This window comes from Kribbella sp. NPDC051718 (genome assembly GCF_040681515.1).
Taxonomy (GTDB): domain Bacteria; phylum Actinomycetota; class Actinomycetes; order Propionibacteriales; family Kribbellaceae; genus Kribbella.
Genome location: NZ_JBFAYZ010000008.1, coordinates 86,670 through 106,949 on the forward strand (window position 1 = coordinate 86,670; position 20,280 = coordinate 106,949).

Here is a 20,280-nt window from a genome sequence, read left to right on the forward strand (position 1 = left end):
GGAGCCGCCGGCGGGGAGGGGTTCAGGGGACGAGGACGACTTTTCCGGCGGCGGTGCCGGATTCGGCGTAGCGGAGGGCTTCGGCGATGTCGGCCAGGGGGAAGGCTCGGGCGATGCGGGCGGTGATCTCGCCGGCGGCGAGCAGGGCGAGGACGGCTTCGAGGTCGGCTCGCAGTTCGGCCTGGTAGCGCTCGGGGCGGCGGGCCTTGCCGGCCCATAGGTTGAAGAACGTGGCGGACTTGCCGTTGGGCAGGACGTTCCACATGACCAGGCGGCCGATCAAGGCGAGTACGGGGAGCTTGGCGTTGCCTTGCTGGTCGCGGGTGGCGGCGGTTCCGTACGAGACGAGGTACCCGCCACGGCCGAGCATCGACCACGAGTTGCGGATGCCGGTACCACCGACGTGATCGAAGACCGCGGCGACTCCGTCCGGGGCGATCGCCTTGACCGCGGCGACGGTGTCCTGCTCGCGATCGACCGGAGTCGCGCCGAGCTCACGGACGTACGGGAGGTGACGCCGGGAAGCGGTGCCGATGACCTGCGCACCGAGGTGCCGTCCGAACTGCACCAGGAGTGAGCCGACGCCGCCGTTGGCGCCTAGTACGACGATGGTGTCGCCGCGCTTGACTCCGGCGATGCGGAGCATTCGCCAGGCGGTCACGCCGTTGACGATCAACGCTTCCGCCTCTTCGGCTCCGACGCCAGCCGGCACCGGTACGAGATCCGCCGTGTTCAGCACCAGCCGGTCCGCCCACCCGCCAACCTTGGTCAACGCCGCAACCCGCTGCCCAACCACAAACCCCGAGCCGGCGCCGGAGCCCGAGCCGGAGTCCGCGTCGGAGTCCGCGTCGGAGTCCGCGTCGGAGTTCGAGTCGGGGCCGAGGGACTCGATGACGCCGACTACGTCGTAGCCGGGGACGAAGGGGAAGGGCGGCTGGTCGTAGTACTTGCCGCGGCGCATTTGTTGTTCGGCGAACGAGACGCCGGTCGCCTCCATCCGGACCAGCGCCTGGCCGGCCTCGAGCTGCGGGATCTCTCGCCGGCGCAGTCTCAGTCCATCCGGTTCGACGATGCCCGGCAGCTCTACCTCGGTGATCATCTCGTCCTCGCCTCATAAGTCGTCGTCGTGCTGACGAGATAGACGATGCCGTGGCGGGGGCGACCCGCGCGTCGGCGAAAACTACGTAGATCGCACTACGTAGTCGCCCGGCCCTCACCTACGATGGCGGCGAAGCCGAGTTCTACCGAGGAGAGTCGACCCGATGCAGTTCGTGGCCCGGCAGGCTGAGCTGCAGGCGATCGGCGAGGTGACCCGCGGTGCTGCGGAGGGCCGCGGTGGCGCGATCGTGGTCGCCGGTGAGGCGGGGATCGGCAAGTCCGCGCTCGTCGAGACCGTGGCCGGGCAACTCGACGGCTGGCTGATACTACGCGCCGACGGCAGCGAGTTCGAGCGCGACCTCCCGTACGCCGCTCTGCATCAACTCTGCGCCCCCGTGATCGAGCACCGCGCCGACCTCCCCGCCGTCCAGCAGCGAGCGCTCGAATCGGTGTTCGGCCTCGGCGACGCGACGACACCGAGCCCGCTGATGGTCGGCGTCGCCGTACTCGGCCTGTTCTGCGAACTCACCCGCAGCCACCCCGTCTGCTGCATGATCGACGACGTCCAATGGATCGACGCCGGTACCCGCCAAGTGCTCACCTTCGTCGCCCGCCGCATCGCCTCCGAGCAGATCGCCATGGTGCTCGCCACACGCGACGGCGGATCACCAGCTGGCGAGTCGGCCCCGGCCCCAGGGTTTCCGGACCTCCCCCGGCTGCAACTCGCCGGCCTTGGCGAGGGAGACGCGCTGACCCTGCTGCAGTCCTCGGCGCGGGCAGGCGTCGACAGGGAAGTACTCGACCGCATCCTCGCCGAAGCCCGCGGCAATCCCCTTGCCCTGTTGGAGTTCGGGCACGCCGACGGCCCGATGGCGTTGCCCGTCGATCACCAGACCCCACCGCGCGGCAGCGTCGTCGAGGCTCTGCAGGACGAGTTCACCCGACGCGTACTACGGTTGCCACCGGCAACTCAATCACTCGTCGCCCTGGCGGCCGCCGAGCCGGTCGGCGACCTGGGACTGCTCAGAAGGGCAGCGAAACTCCTCGACCTCAACCCCGCCACCATCGCCGACGCCGAGGACGACGGTCTGGTGGTGCTCGGCCCACGGCTGCGTTTCCGCCACCCGCTGGTGCGCACAGCGGCGTACCAGGCAGCGACCCCCGCGATGCGCCGCAACCTGCACGCCGCGCTCGCCGAAGCGACGGACCGCGACATCGACCCCGACCGTCGCGCCTGGCACCGCGCGCACGCGGTCATCGATACCGACGAAGACGTTGCGACCGAGCTGACCGAATCGGCAGAACGAACCGAGCGACGCGGCGACCTCGCGGCCGCCTCCGCATTCCTCGAACGCGCCGCGCAACTGACCCCCGAGCCCGCGGGCCAAGCAGCACGCCTGCTCGCCGCAGCCCGGCTGCGGATGCGATTGGGCGCGTTCCCCGAGGCCCGCGAGCTGGTCACCCAAGCCGAACGCCGCCCACTCGACCCGGAACAGCGCGCCGAGGCCCGCCTCCAACGCGCCCTGATCGACCTCCATGTCGAACGCAGCCCCGAGGCGACGGCAGCCCTGGTCAGCGTCGCTCCCGACCTCGCGGCCGATGAGGCTCGGGAGACGTACATCGAGGCGTTCACCTCTGCGATGTTCCTCGACCGGCTGCCGGGACGTCTGCGTGAGCTCGGCACTCGCATCCGTGCGCAAGTACCACCGCCGGAACATCCGCGACCGGCCGACCTCCTGCTGGATGCGCTGCTCGACCAGGCCATGCTGCCGGTCGAGAAGGCGGTGCCGACAATGCGTCTCGCGGTGGATGCGTTCCGCACGACCGAGCTCACCAGCCCTTGGTGGATGGAGCTCGCCAGCATGATGGCGCTCGACCTGCGCGACGCCGAGGCGGTCGACGCGATCTCCTCCCGCCAGGTCGAGTTGGCGACCAGGCAGTCGGCCTTCGCAGTACTGCCGCAGGCGCTGAAGTTCCACGCCCTCGGCCGGATGATGCTCGGCCGGTTCGACGAGGCCGCATCACTACTGGAGGAGGCCCGTGCCGTCGACGAGGCCGCTGGCACCGTTAGCCTCGCCTTCGCCGAGTTCATCCTCGCTGCCTGGCGCGGTGACGCCGACCAGGTCAAGGAACTCCTGGGCGGCCTGCACGACCGCATCGGCCGGGACGAGATCGTCGCCGAGTTGTACGCCACCGCAGTACTGCGCAACGGGCTGGGCGACTACCCAGCCGCGCTCGAGGCCGGCCTCGCCGCGCAACAGGAGCAGCAACGCGGTTCGTACGTCGTCTGGAACCTCGACTCGGAACTCGTCGAGGCAGCCGCCCGAGCCGGTCGCCCCGAGGACGCAGCCATCGCACTGACCCGCCTCGACGCACTGGCCCGCACCAACCCGACGCCATGGGCAGTCGCCGCGCATCTCCTCGCACAGGCGCTGCTCGATCCCGCGTCGGCGACCACGGACACGCGCTACCGCGAGGCGATCGACCTGCTCGGCCAGACCGACGTACGGGCTCACTACGCCCGCGCGCGTCTGCTCTACGGCGAATGGTTGCGTCGCGAATCCCGTCGCGCCGAGGCACGAGTCGAACTGCAGGCTGCGCACGAGGCACTGTCCGCGATGGGTGCTGCCGGCTTCGCCGAACGAGCAGCCCACGAACTCGCCGCCACTGGCCAACGCCCGCGCCGCGACGGCACCAGCCCCCTCGACCAGCTCACCTCCCAAGAACGCCTCATCGCCACCAAGGTCGCCGCCGGCGCAACGTCCAAAGAAGTCGCCGCCACCCTCTTCCTCAGCCCCCGCACGATCGACGCCCACCTCCGCAACATCTACCGCAAACTGGAAATCACCTCCCGCCGCCAACTCCGGGAGCTGTCGCTCTGAATTCCGGGGATGATGGCAAGATCGGTCGGGTGCAGATCGGGATACTGGGGTCATTCGAGGTTCGGGCGGGCGATGGGCGCCTGGCCGACGTACCGGGTGCCCGGTTGCGGGGGTTGCTGATCGCGCTGGCGCTGGAGGCGGGTCGTACGGTGCCGAAGGCGGTGCTGGTCGACTGGATCTGGGGTGAGCAGCCGCCGGCCGAGGCGGCGAATGCCTTGCAGCGTTTGGTTTCGCGGCTGCGGAAGGCGTTGCCGGCGGGGTCGGTCGAGGGGCAGCCGAGCGGCTATCGGTTGACGGTGGAGCCCGATGCAGTCGATGCGCTGCGGTTCGAGCGCATCGTCGGGCAGGCCCGCACCGAGAAGGGCTCACGGCAGGTACGACTGTTGCGCGAGGCCCTTGCCTTGTGGCGTGGTGCGGCCTTGCAGGACGTCGGTCTGGACGACAGCGAAGCGTTCAACGCGGCGGCGACCCGGCTCGAGGGGCTGCGGCTGACCGCGATGGAGGATCGGTTCGAAGGGGAGGTCAGCCTCGGCCATAGCGCGGAGGTACTCCCGGAACTGACCGATGCGGCGACTGCGCATCCATTGCGGGAACGGCTGGTCGCCGCGCTAATGCGTGCCCTGGTGGCGACCGGTCGCGACAGCGAGGCGCTGGTCCTGTACGAGCGAACGCGACAAGCCTTGGCCACCGCGCTGGGCGTCGACCCCTCGCCGGAGCTGGCGGCCTTGCATGTCGCACTGCTGCGCGGTGAGTTGGGACAGCGCGAGGAGACCCGCAAGACCAATGTACGGGCCGAGCTCACGAGTTTCGTCGGCAGGGACGGCGATGTCGCCGCGGTCCGCGAGCTGATCGCGGAGCATCGGCTGACCACCCTGATCGGGTCGGGTGGTTCGGGTAAGACCAGGCTGGCCACAGAGACCGCGCGGACAGCGCTCGGTGAGCTGGCGGACGGGATCTGGCTGATCGAGTTCGCCCCGATCGGCGCGGGGAGCGATGTGGCGCAGACGGCGCTCGCTGGGCTAGGGCTCCGCGATGCTCTGCTCGGTACGTCGCCATCGGACCCCATGGAGGGGCTGATCGCCGCGATCAACGACCGGGAAATGCTGCTGATCCTGGACAACTGCGAGCACGTCATCGAGTCGGTGGCGAAGCTGGCCGAACGAGTGCTGGGCGAATGCCGGCGGCTGCGGATTCTGGCGACCAGCCGGGAACCGCTCGGGATCACCGGCGAGGCGTTGTGGCAGGTCGAGCCGCTGGCACTCCCGACCGGCGGTCTCGTCGATGACAGCTCGCCGGCGCTCCGGTTGCTGCGGGACCGGGCGGGCGCAGTACGGAAGGCTCTTGGCACCGACGAACACACCAAGGCGCTGATGGTGCGGATCTGCCTGGCGCTGGATGGGATGCCGCTGGCGATCGAGCTCGCCGCCGCCCGGTTGCGCACGATGAGCATCGAGCAACTCGCCAACCGGCTCGACGACCGGTTCCGGCTGCTGACCAGCGGGAGCCGTACTGCGTTGCCGCGCCACAAGACGTTGCGTGCGGTCGTCGACTGGAGTTGGGAGCTGCTCACCGACGCCGAACGGACGGTACTCCGCAAGCTCTCGGTGTTCTCTGGTGGAGCGGGACTGGAGGCGGCCGAGCGCATCTGCCTCGGCGACGCCGTCGAGCCGGATCAGGTGCTCGAGTTGCTCAGCTCGCTGGCCGAGAAGTCGCTGCTGGTCACCGCGGGCGACGGCACCCCGCGCTACCGGATGCTCACCACGATCAAGGAGTACGCCGCCGATCGGCTCGCGGAGGCCGGCGAATCGGATGAGACCCGGCAGGCGCATCTCGCGTACTTCACCGAGTTCGCCGAGATCGCCGAGCCGCACCTGCGTCGGGCTGAGCAGCTGGAATGGCTGGCGCTGCTCCGAGCCGACCACGACAACCTCAGCGCGGCCTTGCGGGGAGCGATCGCGGCTGGTGACGCGCAGACGGCGATGCAGCTCGCGGCGGCCACCGGCTGGTACTGGTGGCTGGGCGGACGGCGTACCGAAGGCCTTGAGCTGGCACTCGCGGCCGTCGAGCTGCCGGGCGAGGTCCCGGATGACGTCCGCGCGCTGGTCTACGGACTGGTGGTGCTGTACGTGACGTCGGGGCAAGGCGACGAGCACCTGGGCGAGGAGTGGATCCGCAAGGCGTACCGGTTCAGCCAGCTCAGCACGAGCAGCCACCCCATGCTCGGCCTGGTGATCCCGATGGAACGCCTGCTCGAGGCGCCTGAGGAGGCTTTGCCCGCGTTCGAGGATCAGCTGGGCAGCGCCGATCCGTGGGTGGCGGCCCTGGCCCGCTGGCAGGTCGGCAAGATGCGAACCCTCTTCGGGCAGGGCGGTCCGGAGGCGGAGGCCCAGGTGGCGCTGGCGCTCGCGGAGTTCCGGGCGCTCGGCGACCGGTTCGGCATCTCCCTGGCCCTGGGCGAGCTGGCGGTCCAGCTCGCCACCCGCGGTGAATACGACGGCGCCTGCGAGTACTACGAGCAGGCGATCACCGTCCTCACCGAGCTCGGCGCCGTCGAGGATGTCATCGAGACGCGGACCCAGCAAGCGATGCTGTACTGGCTGATGGGCGATCGCGACGCCAGCGCGGCCGCGATCGCCGACGCCGAACGGCTTGCCGAGGGTGTCACCTGGCCGTACGCCCTGGCCGCTTTGGCACTCGCCAAGGCCGGGCTCGCCCGCCTGACCGGCGATGTGGCGGAGGCCCGCCGTCAGGTCAGCCTCGCGACCACTCTGCTGGGCGATGCCGCTGAGCAGGCGAGCATCCGCTCGCAGATCGACGACCTGCGCGCCTACCTGGCCGACGATCTCCAGGAGGCCCGTACTCACCGCGTGGCCGCCTGGCAGGCGGCGTCCGAGGTGGGTCTCGCCTTCCTGCTCGGCCCGATACTCGTCGGCTTCGCCGACCTGGCCGTTCGCCTCGGCGAATACGAACAGGCGGCCCGGTTGCTCGCGGCCAGCGCCGACCTCCGCGGGCGGGCCGGCCTCTCACACCTGGACGCGCTCAGGATCGAACAGACCGCCCGCCATCACCTCGGCGAACCACGATTCGCCGAGGTGACCCGCGAAGGCGCCGAGTCAGACTGGCGCGAACTGATCTCGCCTTTGGTATCAGCTGATTGAGCGGACCTGGTACGGACCCAGGGTGATCGTCATGCGCGATCACCGAACCACTGGGTTGCGGCCTGATGGAAGCCTCCGACGTCGTGGTTGCTTGCTGCCCACGCGACGACGCCGTCCGGGCGGATCAGCACGGCGGCCAGTCCGAGGTTGTTTCTGGCCGGCTTTCCGGAGTACCGGATCCGTCCTTCCCAGTCCATCGCCGCGCCCTGCAGGTCTTGCGTGAAGTCGAGGAGAACGCCTTCACCAGCACGCATCAGGTCGGCGAGCCGGGTGCCGTCCTCGAGGCGGAACTCCGGCGCGACCCGGCCCACCAGTGGCTGCTCGCTGCCGAGGTCGTACCGGATCGATGCCCCCGACAACCTTTCGAACGCGTACGTCGTACCGTCGCGGGTCTGCAGCAAATCGTGCATCAAACCCTGCAGCGCCTGCGATCCCGGCGCCATCGTCGCCACCTGCGCGCGCGACCAGTCGAGCACCCGCGCGGCGATCGGCTGGCGCTCAGCCGCGTAGCTGTCGAGCAGGCCGTCCGGTGCTTCGTTCTTGACGGTTGCCGCGAGCTTCCAGCCCAGGTTCATCGCGTCGCCGAGGCCGAGGTTGAGCCCCTGGCCGCCCAGCGGGGAGTGGATGTGCGCGGCGTCACCGGCCAGCAGTACGCGGCCTTGCCGGTACGTCGTCGCCTGCATCGCCCGATCGGTGAAGCTCGACGCTCGCCGGACCTCGCTCAAGGTCACGTCAGTACCGGAGACCCTGCGCAGCACCTCCTGGAGGTGTTCGCGAGTCAGCCGCTGCGACCGATCGAACGCGCCACCGTCGAAGTCCATCATCCCGAGGTGCCCTTCGACCGGCATCCGGACGTACATCCCGGTCGGCGTCAGATTGAACCAGGGCTTGAGCTTCTCGGGCTCGGCGACCGTGGCGTCCATGACATACCCGGTGAACTGCGGCTTCGTACCGGCGAACTCGAAGCCCGCCAGGCCCCGCACCGTACTCCGCCCGCCGTCACACCCGACAACCCACTTCGCCTCGTACTCCTGGCCGATGACCACTTTGTCCTCGTACTGCGTCAGCGCACCGACCGTGACGCCGTACCTGACCTCAACCCCAACCTTGGCCGCCCGCTCAGCCAGCACCCCTTCGACCGCCTCGAGGCTGGTCATCGCACCGCCCGGCGCCGGCGTGGGCAGCCGGTAAGGCAGCGCCTTGAGGTCGACCTTGCTTTCGTCGAGCATCATCCCGGCGAAGTGCCCCACCCGCTGAGGCGCCAACGGCTCGTCTTCTTCGAGGTCCTTCGATCGCCCGGACGCCGCCAGCAACTCCGGCAACATCCCCCGCCGGTAGAACCCCTCGACCGAGGCCGCCGACAACCCCCGCATCCCCAACGGCATCGCCCGCCAAGGCGACACCTCTCCTGCCTCCCGCTCGAGCACCAGCACCGAACACCCCGCCAGCCCGAGCTCGCATGCAAGGAACAGCCCCACCGGCCCCGCACCCACTATCACCACGTCATACATCGGAAGCTCCTGTCGTCGAGTCACACCACGACCCTGACGACACCTCCTGACAGCACCCGCCCACAGCGCTGTCACCCCACTGTCTCAGCCAAGCCAGCGGGCTACCCCTTACGAAGAATCCTCTCCATCGCCTTACCCCGCGCCAGCTCATCGACGAGCTTGTCCAGATACCGAATCTCCCGCATCACCGGATCCTCGATCTCCTCCACCCGAACCCCACAGACAAACGCCCTTCACCAACACCCGCGCCGGTATGGCCGCACGCAACCGGCGCCTACGCGCCTGATGGCAGCCGGGCTAGCTGGGTTCAGGTGTTTCTGCCGGCTCGTGGCGGGCCTCGGTGAGTTCACGTTTTTCGTCGCGGCGGCGGGCGCGGGAGGCCCAGGTCTTGGCCTCCTCGGTGTGACCCCAGTGGCCGTGCTTGCGCGTCATGTCGCGAGCACCGTCATGCTCCGTCTTCCCCCGCCCAAGCGCCATACCAACAGGCTACCGCCGGGAATCGGGCGGCTGCTATCCCATTCTGGTGGTGAACTGGCCGATGTCGAAGTAGTCGCGCCACGCCTTGATCTTGCCGTCGGCAACCTCGAAGGTGCCCATCACCGGCAGCTCGAACGAGCGGTCGGCCAGCGTGAAGACGTCCACCCGCTCGGTCATCACCACCGGACCAGCCGCCGCGATGTTGACCACCTTGAACTCGATCCGCTCGATGCCCGGCGCCCCAGGACGAATGAACGAAGCGACGTAGTCGGCAATAGCCTCCCGGCCGACGACCGGTTCGAGCGGGATGTTGTGGTACACGGCATCTTCGGTGAAGAACGCAGCGAGCTCAGCCGTCGCGACATTGTCGGACCACGCATCGCAGAACCTACGCACAACCTCGATCGGGCTCTCCATCAGACTCCTTCGACGAGCGATTCCGGCAAACCGACAGTACGGACCAACAGCGACGGTGGTCGTCGAATTCCTCCGCGACCTCGGTCGGCTCGGTTGCTCAACGTAACGATCGACCTCCGGCGGGCCTCAGGTATGGGCGATTGGGCGGGTGAGGGTCACTCTCCGGATAAGGGGAGAGATTCAGGGGGCAGGGGTGGGTTCGGGTGTTTTCAGCCAGCAGGAAGTCGGTATCGCTGTTCGCCGCGGTCACGATGGCGGCACTTCCGCTCAACATGTGCAGCCAGAAACCCAACAAGGCCGAGGTCGCGGCCGTCGAGGGATGGCTGGGCAAAGCCGGGAAGCTGGACGACCCTTTCAAGGATGGTTCGTTCAAGGTCGGTGACGACGTCTTCCGCAACCAGAACAAGTCACTCACCGAGACGATCAACGAACTGCCGACACCCGATCAGATCAACAAGGTGTCACCGGAGCTCCAGAACGAGATCAACGCGGCCGCGGCAAGAGTCCGGTCTCAGCTCAAGTTCTATGACGACGTCACGGCCGTCTCGACCGCCATGGCGCAACAGCGAGTGTCGGCCACCCAGGAGCTCCCGCAACTCATCGACTCCACGAGCACCGTGCAGCTGACCGAAGAGGCCAAGGACGTCCTCCTGGACTTCAGCAAGGACGTCCTCCAGGAAAAAGCCTGCGAACTCGCCTGGAAGTACTACATGCAGCAGAACGAGCGAGACGCCGTCGCCGGTCAACTCAACACCGGCACGATCAAACTGTCCTACCTCGACCAGATCCAGAACCAGGAAGACATGACGACAACCATCTTCCTCAACGCGATCGCCGGCGCCGCAAGAAGCCGCTTCTCCTACGCCCTAGCCTGGCAGGACTACGCCAACGGCCTCCGAAAGAAGGCCTACGCGCTGACCGGCCAAGGCAAGAACGTGATCACCCACCCCAACGGCGGAGACATCACCTTCGGCCTCCTCTACTCCATCGGAGGCTGCACAAAAAGTCCCGCCCCCTAGCGGCGCCCCGGCAACTGGGTTCGCATTCACAACGTCGAGGACGATGAGTACCAACCAACGGGCGCTGTCGACTCCCTGGTTCCGTCGCCGACACAGCCGTGGCCCGAGCCATCGATTTGCTACGGTGACCCGCCGTACGACGAGCGGAGGGGTTGGGACTGGATGTTCCTGCTGCAGATGTCGGGTGTCCCGGGTTCTGGAAAGTCCACTGTGGCCGCGCATGTCGTCGAGGCGTTCAGTGCAGTTGCCGTCGACTACGACGTCATCAAGTCAGCCGTTCTCGACGCCGGCTTCGACCTGGCCAGCAGCACCAAGGCGGCGTACGAGGTGATGTACGCACAAGCACGCCATGTGCTGACCCAAGGCCATCCCGTCATCATGGACAGCCCGTGCTTCTGGCCAAGGATCGTCACCGAAGGCATCCAAATCGCCAGCCACCACGACGCGACCTACAAATACATCGAGTGCCAGCTCGACGACCTGAACCTCCTCGACGAGCGACTCCACCGACGCCCAAGCCTGAGAAGCCACCGCCGCGGCGTCGACCACCCACCAGTGGACCTCGGCGACGACCTTGTCGACGGCGAGGCGTTCTACCGCGACTCAACAACCCGCGTCCAACGCCCCCCGAACAACTACCTCCAACTAGGCATGCACCGACCACTAGCCGAAGTACTGTCCGAAGTCGACGCCTACCTGAAGCTTTAGTGCCTGCATCGCCAGGCCATCAATAGTGCACGCTCAGCTGGTCCCAGCGTCGCCACTGAGCGTGGGCGCAGGTACCGAACCGCGCTATTGATGGCCTGCACGTCCGCCGGGTCGAGAGCGCAGGAGGAAATCAGCACCAAGGCGCGCGCGAAACACACGCACCACAAGCAAAAGGCCGGCCTACCCAAGATGGGCGACCGGCCTCGCTGTCGGTGGAGCTTAGGGGATTCGAACCCCTGACCTCTTCCATGCCATGGAAGCGCGCTACCAACTGCGCCAAAGCCCCGCGGTGTCTTGCGGACTCCGGAAGTTTAGCGGATGGGGGGCCGCAAAGAAAAATCGGGTGGAGCGGAGGAGGAGGTGAGGAAGAGCACGGCGGGTGAGGGTGGTTTGCGGTGGGTTGGGGAGGGCCGGTGGTGATAGATGGTCGAGCTTCCCGGTGGGCGAGGAACGGGTGGCCTGGGGTATGCGGGATGGCCGCCGGAGCTGGGTCCGGGCGGCTGGGCGAGGGGGCTCGGGCGAGGTGCGCGGACGCCGATGGGTGCGACGGGCTTCCCGGCAGGAGACGGCGAGCGCGACGGTAGTCACCGCGACGCAGTAGCGGACACCGCGCGACGGAAGGAGCGCCGCAGAAGCGAAAAAGGGTGGGTGGGAGCGCCCGGAGCTGGGATGCGACGGAGGAGCGGCCGAGCGGAGGGGGTGGGGTTCTTCTAGCGCTGCTGGTCGTCGCTCATTACTGGCTCGGGGAGGGAGCCGGCGTTCCATTCTTCTATTCGCCAGCCGTGGCGGCCGGGGAGTAGGGAGACCCAGTTGCAGTTGGAGAGGCCGCCGAAAGCGGGCCAGTGGGCCTTGGGGATGCCTAGGAAGAGGCAGATGCCTACTCGGGCGGCCAGGCCGTGGGTTGCTACGACGACGGTGTCGGAGGGTTCGCCGTGTTCGATGGCCCGGGCCAGGGCGGGGGCGAAGCGTTCGGCTACTTCTTCGACGGTTTCGCCGGCGGTGCCTCGGCGTTGGGGTTCGCCGGAGCGGATGCGGGCGGCTGCTTCCGGGTGGATGGCGGCCAGCTCGTCCATGGTCATGCCGGCCCAGTCGTCGACGTTGATCTCGCGGAGGGCTTCGTCGTACTCGACCTTGAGGCCGGTCAGCAAAGCGAGCTCACCGGCCGTCGCGGCGGCGCGTTGGAGGTCGCTGGAGAAGAGGCGGGTGGGGGCCAGGGAGGCCAGGCGCGCGGCGGCTGCGCGCGCCTGAGCGACGCCTACGTCGTCCAGGGGGATGTCGGCCTGGCCCTGGATCTTGTCCTGCAGGTTCCACTCGGTCCGGCCGTGGCGCCAGACGATCAGCCTGCCCGCGGTCATTCGGCCGCGGAGGAAGGCTCGACGGCGGAGGACGACGGGGTCGGGTCCTCGTCGGCGGTACGGTCCGCGATCACCGGTACTGCGACAGTGCCGTCCGCGCCGGGCAGCGGGATGATCGGGCAGTCGCGCCACAGCCGCTCGAGCGAGTAGAAGTTGCGCTCCTCGTCGTGCTGGACGTGGACGACGATCTCCAGGTAGTCGAGCAGCACCCAGCGGCCCTCGCGGGCGCCTTCGCGGCGGACCGGCTTGGCGTCGAAGTCGACCCGGAGCTTCTCCTCGATCGCGTCGACGATCGCGCGGACCTGGCGGTCGTTGGAGGCGGAGGCGACCAGGAACGCGTCGGTGATGGCGAGCTGCTCGGAGACGTCGAACGCGAGAACGTTCTCGGCCTTCTTGTCGTGGGCCGCCTCGGCGGCCGCGGTGAGCAGCTCGATGGCGCGTTCGGTGGCAGGCATTCAGGTTCCCTTAGTGGTTGGTGTAGAGGTCGCGTTTGGCGATGTATTGAACGATCCCGTCCGGCACCAGGTACCAGGTCGGGTTGCCCTTCGCGACGCGTTGCCGGCACTGGGTCGACGAGATCGCCAGCGCCGGTACTTCGAGCAGCGTGATCCGCTCCATCGGGAGCTTGTCCAACGGCAGTTCCTGCGACGAGTAGCCCGGCCGGGTACAGCCGACGAACTGGGCCAGCTTGAACATCTCGTCGACGTCGCGCCAGGTGAGGATCTGGGCCAGCGCGTCGGCACCGGTGATGAAGAACAGCTCCGCGTCGGGGTAGAGCCTGGCCAGGTCCCGCAGCGTGTCGATCGTGTACGTCGGCCCGGGCCGGTCGATGTCGACCCGGCTGACCGAGAACCGTGGGTTGGAGGCGGTCGCGATGACCGTCATCAGGTACCGGTCCTCGGGTGGTGACACCTCGCGGTCCAGCTTCTGCCAGGGTTGCCCGGTCGGGACGAAGATCACCTCGTCGAGGTCGAAGTACGCCTGTACTTCGCTCGCCGCCACCAGGTGACCGTGGTGGATCGGGTCGAACGTACCGCCCATCACGCCCAGGCGGCGGCCGGGCCGCACCCGCTCCGAATCCACGTCAGCTCACCAGGCCGCTCAGCTGTGCGGCCGGCCCTTGCCCATGATCACGGTGACGAGCAGCATCACGACCAGGACGAACAGGGCGAACCCGCCGTACCACCAAGGCGAGATGTGCGAGGCCTCGGTGGAGGCTTCTTCGGCGGCCGCGGACAGCGGCAGGAGGAGGGCATGCATGAGGCGAAGCCTATCCCTTGCTCACCTGCGCGAGCGCGACCGGTGGGCCCGAAGCCCTGCCGGTCGCGCGGGAGGTGGGTCAGCTGTGCCGGATGTAGCGGGTCAGCAGCCGGCGCCAGGTGGACGGACCGGTGTAGTCGCGCTGGTGGATCGCGGCGACACGGCGCATCTCGTCGATGTGGGCACGGGCAACTTCGGGGGTGATCATGATTCCTTCACAAGGTTGTTTCGACTGGCTTCGGTAGTTGAAATTGTACGCCAGGAACTGCTAGGACTCAAACGAATTGAAGGTAGATCAGTCGATCTCCCTACGAATCTGCGGTAAACGGAGGATGGCATGGACGCGATCGATCGGCAGCTGGTCGAGGCGCTGCGAGCCAACGGGCGGTCGAGCTGGGCCGAACTGGGCCGGGTGGTGGGCCTGTCGGGGCCGAGCGTCCAGGAGCGGGTGAAGCGGCTCGAGGAGCGCGGCGTGCTGCTCGGGTACCGCGCAGTGGTGGCCCCTGATCGGGTCGGGCTGGGGACGAGCGCACTGGTGGGGTTGTTCCAGCGGGACGACGTGGAGACGGATGAGATCGTCGCGGGGGTCCGGGAGATCGCCGCGGTGGAGGACTGCTGGTTCGTCGCCGGTGACCAGGAGCTGGTGGTCAAGGTCCGGGTGGCGGACGTGACTCAGCTAGAGGCAGTGGTGGGCAGCCTGCGACGGGTGAACGGGGTGGTGCGCACTAGGACGACCGTGGTGTTGTCTACGCGCTGGGAGGCCCGTCCAGCGCCTCTACCGGAGGCCTAGCCGGTACTACGGGCCGCCGGCTGGCCACGTAGGTGGTTACCGCAGCCACTAGCGCCACCGCCGCCGCCAGCGGGTACAGGAGATGCGGGTGGTGCTGATAGGTGGTGCCGCCCAGCGCGGGGGCCAGTGTCATGCCGGAGATCGACGCAGCGGCGTACAGGCTGGAGAAGCGGCCGGTCATGCCGGGTGGAGCCGCGTCGACGGCCTGGGCGGTGGCAGTGGGCTTGTAGAGCATCTCGCCGGCGGTGATGAGCGCGACAGCCACAGCAGCCCCCACCAGGACAGGCCAGACACCCAGCACGGCTAAGCCAGCGGCGACCAGGGCGAAGCCGCCAGCGATGACGCGCGATGCATGACACGAGCGGAGGCGGATCGCCAGCGGCGCCTCCAGGAGCACGATGACGACCGAGCTCAGGCCGATCAGTACGCCGTACGCGACCGCAGGCGACCCCGCGTCGTGCAGGACCAGCGGCAGAGTCGCGTAGAGCTGGCGGTAGACGGTGTCGATGACCACGATCGACGCGAGCAGCACCAGGACCGACTTGTCGGCGCGGAGAGCTCGCCAGACGCCGGACACCCGCTCGGCGGCCGCCACACGGGTAGCGCTGGGGACGTACCGCCAGATGACGGCCGCGAGCACAAGGCTGGAGACCGCGTCCAGCACGAAGACCAGCGAGAAGTTGTACGCAGCCAGCAGACCGCCAAGCGGCGGACCGATGGCGAAGCCGGCGTTGCTGGCCGAGCGCGACAGGGCGATCCCCTCCCGCCGGCGCTCGGCAGGCAGGGCCAGAGCGACGAGAGCGCTCAGGTTGGGACGGCTCGCGCCACCACAGAGTCCAGCAACTGCCGCTAGCGCCGCTAGCCCACCAAGAAGCACAAACGGCATCGCGAGACAGGTAAGAGCCCACGACAGCTGACTGGTGACGGCCGCGCCCCGCAGTCCAAACCGGTCGCCGAACCAGCCGCCGGACAGGTTCCCGAGCAACAGCCCCACCCCGTACGCCGCTGCCGCAAACCCCGCGTCCTGCGGCGACATCCCGCGGTCCTCGACCAGGTACAGGGTGAGGTAGATCCATGCGAGCGACCCGGCCGAGCTGACGAGCTGCCCGACCATCACCGCTTTGAGCCACCCCGGGAGCTCCGCCACTCGTCGCCAGTACATCCGCCACCCCCGAAGTATAGTGAGTTCCTAAGAGGAACTTACAAGGCCGGATAGCGTGGGAGCAAGCGGAGGAGGCTGTCGTGCGGCGTAGTAGCTACTCCCCCGAGCCCGACTGTGCGATCGCCCAGTCCCTCGGGGTGGTCGGTGACGGGTGGGAGCTGCTGATCGTCCGGGATCTGGCCCGCGGGCTGGACCGGTTCGACCTGCTGGCCGAGTCGCTGCGAATCTCGCGGAAGGTGCTGACCGAGCGACTGAACAGCCTGCTCGACAGCGGCGTCGTCGAGCGCGTCGCCTACCAGGAACACCCACCCCGGTACGCCTACAAGCTGACCCCTCGCGGCCGCGCCCTGCTCCCCGTGCTGGTCGCCCTCCAGGACTGGGGCGACCGCTGGCTGCTCGGCGACGGTGAGCTCACCGGTACCAACGCACCCGAAGAGGCCCCGGCCCACCGCACCCACGAACTGGTCGGCACCCACATCCCCACAGACCTCCTCCTACCAGCAGGCCGGCAACTCAGGGATGTGGTCGACGAAACCGCGCAAGCGACCGTGATCTTCGGCTATCCGGCCACCGGCAGGCCGAGCAAGTTGCCGGACGGCTGGGACGACATCGCCGGCACAGCAGGGTGCACCTTGGAGAACAAGCTCTTCGCCGAACGCGCCAAGGACTTCACCGCAGCAGGGATCGCCATCCACGGCGTAAGCACCCAACGCCCCGACGAGCAACAGGCCTTCGCCGAACTGGAGAACATCCCCCACGTACTGCTGTCCGACACCGACCTCACCCTGACTGCCGCCCTCCGCCTCCCGACCTTCCGGGCCGGCGGCTACGAACGCCTCAAGCGCCTGATCCTGATCGTCGCCCCGACCCGCGAGATCAAGGCCGTCCTCTACCCGATCACCGACATCCCGGCGGCGATCGACTGGGCGTTCCGAACCGCTACCTGAAAGCAGCCCGTACTTCGGCCGCGATCCTCCCCACAGCCTCAGCGCTACCGGTCGCGTTGATCTCACTCGGATCGCTCGACGAACCATGATCAAGACCCTCGAACTCCACCCGCCGACACACCGGAAGAGCCTCGGCCAGCACATCCCGCCCGGACCGAAGGAACGGCAGCCCCTTGCCGCCACCCATCAGCAGCACCTCGGCCGTGACGTCGCGGAACTCCTCGAACCGGCCGGCCAGCTCGACGATCAGCGCGCCCTCGTAGTGCACGGTCGGCGCGAGCTTACGCAAGGTGATGTCGTCCGGCCCGGCCTTCCGGTCCTCCTTCTTCAGCAGCTTCTCGGTGATCGCGGCCAGCAGGCGGCGGGGCATCACCTTGAAGGCCGCCGGAGCGAGTTCCAGGCCGTACATGCTGGTGATCATCGCCGCCGCAATGTTGCCCTCGGCAACCTCACGGTCGAAGCGGGCCAGCCAGGCGGCGTGCGGCGCCGGGTCGGCGACCAGGGCCGGCTCGTAGACCGCAACCTTGGTCAGCATCGGCAAAGCCTTCGCGGCAGCCAGGACGATCGCGCCGCTTGCGCTGACCCCGAAGGCCCGGGTGGCCCCGGCGTCACGTAGTACCGCCTCCAGGTCCTCGACCTCGGTACGCACCGAGTGGTCCGGCCGATGCGGCCCCGACAGACCGCGGCCGCGGCGATCGGGGAGGTAGACGGTGAACTCGTCGGCGAGCGCCCGGGCCAACAGCGTATGGCTGCGAGCCGACTCCATGCTGCCGTGCAGCACGACAACGGCCGGGCCGCTGCCGATCTTCCAGTAGCCGATCCGGGTGCCGTCGCGCGACGTCACGCACCCCTCGGTCAGTTCTTCCAGGTCTGTGGTCATGAGATCAATAGTTACATCCCCTCTAGTTGCATTGCAACTAGTTTCTCCAATCACTAGACTGCTGCCATGGAGCCGACCTTCCGCCGTTCGCCGCTGGCGCTCGCGATCCTCGGCCTGCTGGAGAACGGGCCACTGCACCCGTACGGCATCCAGCGGCTGATCAAGCAATGGGGCAAGGACCAGGTGGTCAACGTCGGCCAGCGCACCAGCCTGTACCGGATGATCGTCCGGCTCGAGGAGGCCGGCCTGATCGCGGTCGGCGACACCGAGCGCGACGAGCGCTATCCCGAGCGCACCACCTATCAGCTGACTGACCGCGGCCGGGCGGCGTCGCGCGAATGGCTCGCGGAGATCGTATCCACCCCGCGCAACGAGTTCCCCGAGTTTCCGGCCGCGCTGTCGTTCATCATGCTGCTGACCCCGGAGGCGGCGGCCGGGCTGTTCGAGGAGCGGCGCGAGCAGCTCACCCGGCGGATCACCTCGCTCGACGCCGACCTCGCCTCGGAGTACGAAGGCGCTCCGGTACCGCGCGTAGTGCTCGTCGAGACCGAGTACCAGCGGGCGATCACCGTCGCTGAGCTGAGCTGGATCGACGCGCTGCTCGACGACCTGCGCAGCGGCACCCTGACCTGGGAGGCCGCTCTCCGACCGAGCCAGACCACGATCGACCAGGCGATGGCATGACGGTAGAGATCTGGTGGGGCCGTACTGCGGACGCGCGGCCCGGCCTGGTTGCCGAGCTGAACGAAGCCGAGCAGGGGCGCATGGCTGCCTACGCAAGGGACGAGGACAAGAGCCGTTTCCTGGTCGGCGCCACGATCGTGCGGCGGGTGCTGGCGGGCAAGCTGGGGATCTCCCCCGCCGACGTGGTGATCGACCGGACCTGCGCGGACTGCGGTCGCCAGCACGGGAAGGTCGTTGCCGATGGCATGCAACTCTCGGTGTCGCACTCGGGTCACCGGATCGTCGTCGCCTTCCATCCGTCGGCTGCGGTCGGCGTGGATGTCGAGCTGATCAACCCATCGATCGACACGGCGTCGCTCGCTACGGTCAGCCTCTCCGATCTGGAGGCCGACGAGCTGGCTGCGTATCCGGCCGATGCTCGCGCTCGGGCCTTCACGCAGTACTGGACTCGCAAGGAGGCCGTGGTGAAGGCGACCGGAGACGGGATCACCGCGGACCTGCGCAAGGTGATCGTCAGCGCACCGGATCAGCCAGCAGCGCTCCGAGAGTGGGCCGGGTACGACGGACCGATACGCCTGGTCGACCTGCCGGCAGGCGTCGAGTACGCCGCTGCGCTGGCGATGCTCTCGGATGAAACGCCCGAGGTGCGATCGTTCGACGCTGCCCCGCTGCTCAGGTCCTGATCTGGCCTTCGCCGATCACCAAATACTTCGTCGACGTCATCTCCGGCAGCCCCATCGGCCCGCGCGCGTGCAGCTTCTGCGTCGAGATCCCGATCTCGGCGCCGAACCCGTACTCCCCGCCATCAGTGAATCGGGTGCTCGCGTTCACCACCACAGCCGCCGAGTCGACCGCCTGCACGAACCGCCGCGCCGCCGCCTGCGACCGGGTGATGATCGCGTCGGTATGCGCCGAGCTGTACTTCCGGATGTGCTGAACCGCGCCCTCCAGATCAGCCACCACAGCCGCCGAAAGATCCAGCGAGCTGTACTCCGTGCCGTAGTCCTCGTCCGTCGCCGCGACAACATCCTTGCCTGCAGCAACAACTGCCGGGTCACCGTGAACGGTCACACCCGCCTCCGCCAGCGCGGGCAGCGCCTTCGCCAGGAACTCTGAAGCGACATCCGCGTGGACGAGCAGGGACTCGGCCGCGTTGCACACGCTCGGGCGCTGGGTCTTGGAGTTGAGCAGGATCGTCAGCGCGAGATCGAGATCCGCGTCCGCGTCGACATAGACGTGGCAGTTGCCGACGCCCGTCTCGATCACCGGCACGGTCGACTCGGTGACGACGGTCTGGATCAGGCCGGCGCCCCCGCGCGGAATCAGTACGTCGACCAGCCCGCGCGCCTGCATCAGCTCCTTCACGGCCGCGCGGTCGCCGGGCACGCCCTGGATCACGTCAGCCGGCAAACCCGCTTCGACGACGGCGGAGCGTAGTACGGCGATGATCGCTTCGTTCGACGCGGCTGCCGACGACGAGCCGCGCAGCAACACCGCGTTGCCGGACTTGAGGCAGATCCCGGCGGCGTCGGCGGTGACGTTGGGCCGGGCCTCGTAGATGATCCCGACGACACCGAACGGCACCCGCACCTGACGCAATTCGAGCCCGTTGGGCAGCGTGTATCCGCGAACGACCTCACCGACCGGGTCGACCAGGCCGGCAAGCTGCTCGAGTCCCGCAGCCATCGCGTCCACCCGCGACGGGTCCAGCGCAAGACGGTCGACGGTCGATTCCGGCGTACCGGACTCTCGGGCGGCCGCGACGTCCTTGGCGTTGGCCGCCACGATCTCTTCGGTGCCTGCCCGCAACGCTGCCGCCATCGCCTTCAGCGCAGCATCCTTGGTCGCCCGCGACGCCGCAGCCAGCGCGTAGGAAGCCTCACGCGCATTGCGGCACAACTCGATGATCTCGCTCACCACGCCATCGTAGGA

Annotated in this window: 20 protein-coding genes, 1 tRNA gene and 1 pseudogene; 8 read left to right on the forward strand and 14 right to left on the reverse strand. The window is 68.2% G+C overall.

Features of this window, described 5'->3' with window-relative positions; genetic code table 11:
* Window positions 1–22: 22 nt before the first annotated feature.
* On the reverse strand, window positions 23–1,099 hold the full coding sequence (locus AB0M15_RS28250) for a medium chain dehydrogenase/reductase family protein (RefSeq protein ID WP_363824480.1): 1,077 nt from the start codon (window positions 1,097–1,099) through the stop codon (window positions 23–25).
* Window positions 1,100–1,262: 163 nt separating this feature from the next.
* Here AB0M15_RS28250 and AB0M15_RS28255 point away from each other — a divergent pair, with 163 nt between their 5' ends.
* Window positions 1,263–3,980, forward strand: a complete 2,718-nt coding sequence (locus AB0M15_RS28255; RefSeq protein ID WP_363824481.1) for an AAA family ATPase — start codon at window positions 1,263–1,265, stop codon at window positions 3,978–3,980.
* Window positions 3,981–4,009: 29 nt separating this feature from the next.
* Complete coding sequence (locus AB0M15_RS28260; RefSeq protein WP_363824482.1) at window positions 4,010–7,138, forward strand: BTAD domain-containing putative transcriptional regulator; 3,129 nt, start codon at window positions 4,010–4,012, stop codon at window positions 7,136–7,138.
* 29 nt (window positions 7,139–7,167) lie between these two features.
* Here the strand turns inward: AB0M15_RS28260 and AB0M15_RS28265 are convergent, their stop codons facing one another.
* The 4 genes and pseudogenes from AB0M15_RS28265 to AB0M15_RS28280 form a co-directional block, all read right to left on the reverse strand.
* Window positions 7,168–8,649 (reverse strand): FAD-dependent monooxygenase, encoded by a 1,482-nt coding sequence (locus AB0M15_RS28265; protein ID WP_363824483.1) that lies wholly within the window; start codon window positions 8,647–8,649, stop codon window positions 7,168–7,170.
* 101 nt (window positions 8,650–8,750) lie between these two features.
* A pseudogene (locus tag AB0M15_RS28270) lies at window positions 8,751–8,864 on the reverse strand (DUF2200 family protein); the annotation flags it as partial.
* Window positions 8,865–8,946: 82 nt separating this feature from the next.
* Complete coding sequence (locus AB0M15_RS28275; RefSeq protein ID WP_363824484.1) at window positions 8,947–9,126, reverse strand: hypothetical protein; 180 nt, start codon at window positions 9,124–9,126, stop codon at window positions 8,947–8,949.
* A 33-nt stretch (window positions 9,127–9,159) separates the two neighbouring features.
* A complete protein-coding gene (locus AB0M15_RS28280) occupies window positions 9,160–9,543 on the reverse strand; it encodes a limonene-1,2-epoxide hydrolase family protein (RefSeq protein WP_363824485.1) in 384 nt (127 codons plus the stop codon).
* 203 nt (window positions 9,544–9,746) lie between these two features.
* Here AB0M15_RS28280 and AB0M15_RS28285 point away from each other — a divergent pair, with 203 nt between their 5' ends.
* Window positions 9,747–10,562 carry a hypothetical protein gene (locus AB0M15_RS28285; protein ID WP_363824486.1) on the forward strand — a complete coding sequence of 272 codons (816 nt, stop codon included), beginning with the start codon at window positions 9,747–9,749 and terminating at the stop codon, window positions 10,560–10,562.
* 162 nt (window positions 10,563–10,724) lie between these two features.
* Window positions 10,725–11,270: an ATP-binding protein gene (locus AB0M15_RS28290; RefSeq protein WP_363824487.1), complete on the forward strand. Its 546-nt coding sequence runs from the start codon at window positions 10,725–10,727 to the stop codon at window positions 11,268–11,270.
* Between the two features lie 213 nt (window positions 11,271–11,483).
* Here AB0M15_RS28290 and AB0M15_RS28295 read toward each other — a convergent pair.
* From AB0M15_RS28295 to AB0M15_RS28320, 6 genes are all read right to left on the reverse strand, one after another.
* Window positions 11,484–11,556 (reverse strand) — tRNA-Ala (locus AB0M15_RS28295).
* A gap of 424 nt (window positions 11,557–11,980) precedes the next feature.
* Complete coding sequence (locus AB0M15_RS28300; RefSeq protein ID WP_363824488.1) at window positions 11,981–12,625, reverse strand: histidine phosphatase family protein; 645 nt, start codon at window positions 12,623–12,625, stop codon at window positions 11,981–11,983.
* Window positions 12,622–13,080, reverse strand: coding sequence for a ribosome silencing factor (gene rsfS / locus AB0M15_RS28305; RefSeq protein WP_363824489.1), 459 nt, complete (start codon window positions 13,078–13,080; stop codon window positions 12,622–12,624). Before rsfS ends, AB0M15_RS28300 begins: the two co-directional genes overlap by 4 nt.
* Window positions 13,081–13,090: 10 nt before the next feature.
* Window positions 13,091–13,708 (reverse strand): nicotinate-nucleotide adenylyltransferase, encoded by a 618-nt coding sequence (nadD, locus tag AB0M15_RS28310; protein WP_363824490.1) that lies wholly within the window; start codon window positions 13,706–13,708, stop codon window positions 13,091–13,093.
* A gap of 18 nt (window positions 13,709–13,726) precedes the next feature.
* A complete protein-coding gene (locus tag AB0M15_RS28315) occupies window positions 13,727–13,885 on the reverse strand; it encodes a hypothetical protein (RefSeq protein WP_343971550.1) in 159 nt (52 codons plus the stop codon).
* A gap of 79 nt (window positions 13,886–13,964) precedes the next feature.
* A complete protein-coding gene (locus tag AB0M15_RS28320) occupies window positions 13,965–14,093 on the reverse strand; it encodes a hypothetical protein (RefSeq protein WP_363824491.1) in 129 nt (42 codons plus the stop codon).
* A gap of 129 nt (window positions 14,094–14,222) precedes the next feature.
* Between AB0M15_RS28320 and AB0M15_RS28325 the strand changes: the two genes are divergently transcribed.
* Entirely contained in the window at window positions 14,223–14,675 is a 453-nt protein-coding gene (locus AB0M15_RS28325) for an Lrp/AsnC family transcriptional regulator (RefSeq protein ID WP_328321272.1), read from the forward strand.
* On the opposite strand, the gene AB0M15_RS28330 is transcribed toward AB0M15_RS28325, so the two are convergent.
* Window positions 14,632–15,822 carry an MFS transporter gene (locus AB0M15_RS28330; RefSeq protein WP_363824492.1) on the reverse strand — a complete coding sequence of 397 codons (1,191 nt, stop codon included), beginning with the start codon at window positions 15,820–15,822 and terminating at the stop codon, window positions 14,632–14,634. The genes AB0M15_RS28325 and AB0M15_RS28330 overlap by 44 nt on opposite strands.
* A 95-nt stretch (window positions 15,823–15,917) precedes the next feature.
* Here AB0M15_RS28330 and AB0M15_RS28335 point away from each other — a divergent pair, with 95 nt between their 5' ends.
* A complete protein-coding gene (locus AB0M15_RS28335; RefSeq protein ID WP_363824493.1) occupies window positions 15,918–16,784 on the forward strand; it encodes a winged helix-turn-helix transcriptional regulator in 867 nt (288 codons plus the stop codon).
* Here AB0M15_RS28335 and AB0M15_RS28340 read toward each other — a convergent pair.
* Entirely contained in the window at window positions 16,777–17,664 is an 888-nt protein-coding gene (locus tag AB0M15_RS28340; RefSeq protein WP_363824494.1) for an alpha/beta hydrolase, read from the reverse strand. The two genes, AB0M15_RS28335 and AB0M15_RS28340, sit on opposite strands and share 8 nt — an antisense overlap.
* 66 nt (window positions 17,665–17,730) lie before the next feature.
* On the opposite strand from AB0M15_RS28340, the gene AB0M15_RS28345 reads away from it, so the two are divergent.
* Window positions 17,731–18,348, forward strand: coding sequence for a PadR family transcriptional regulator (locus tag AB0M15_RS28345; RefSeq protein WP_363824495.1), 618 nt, complete (start codon window positions 17,731–17,733; stop codon window positions 18,346–18,348).
* Window positions 18,345–19,031, forward strand: a complete 687-nt coding sequence (locus tag AB0M15_RS28350) for a 4'-phosphopantetheinyl transferase superfamily protein (protein ID WP_363824496.1) — start codon at window positions 18,345–18,347, stop codon at window positions 19,029–19,031. The genes AB0M15_RS28345 and AB0M15_RS28350 overlap by 4 nt, the downstream gene beginning before the upstream one ends.
* Here the strand turns inward: AB0M15_RS28350 and AB0M15_RS28355 are convergent.
* Entirely contained in the window at window positions 19,021–20,265 is a 1,245-nt protein-coding gene (locus tag AB0M15_RS28355; RefSeq protein WP_363824497.1) for a glutamate-5-semialdehyde dehydrogenase, read from the reverse strand. The genes AB0M15_RS28350 and AB0M15_RS28355 overlap by 11 nt on opposite strands.
* Window positions 20,266–20,280 lie beyond the last annotated feature (15 nt).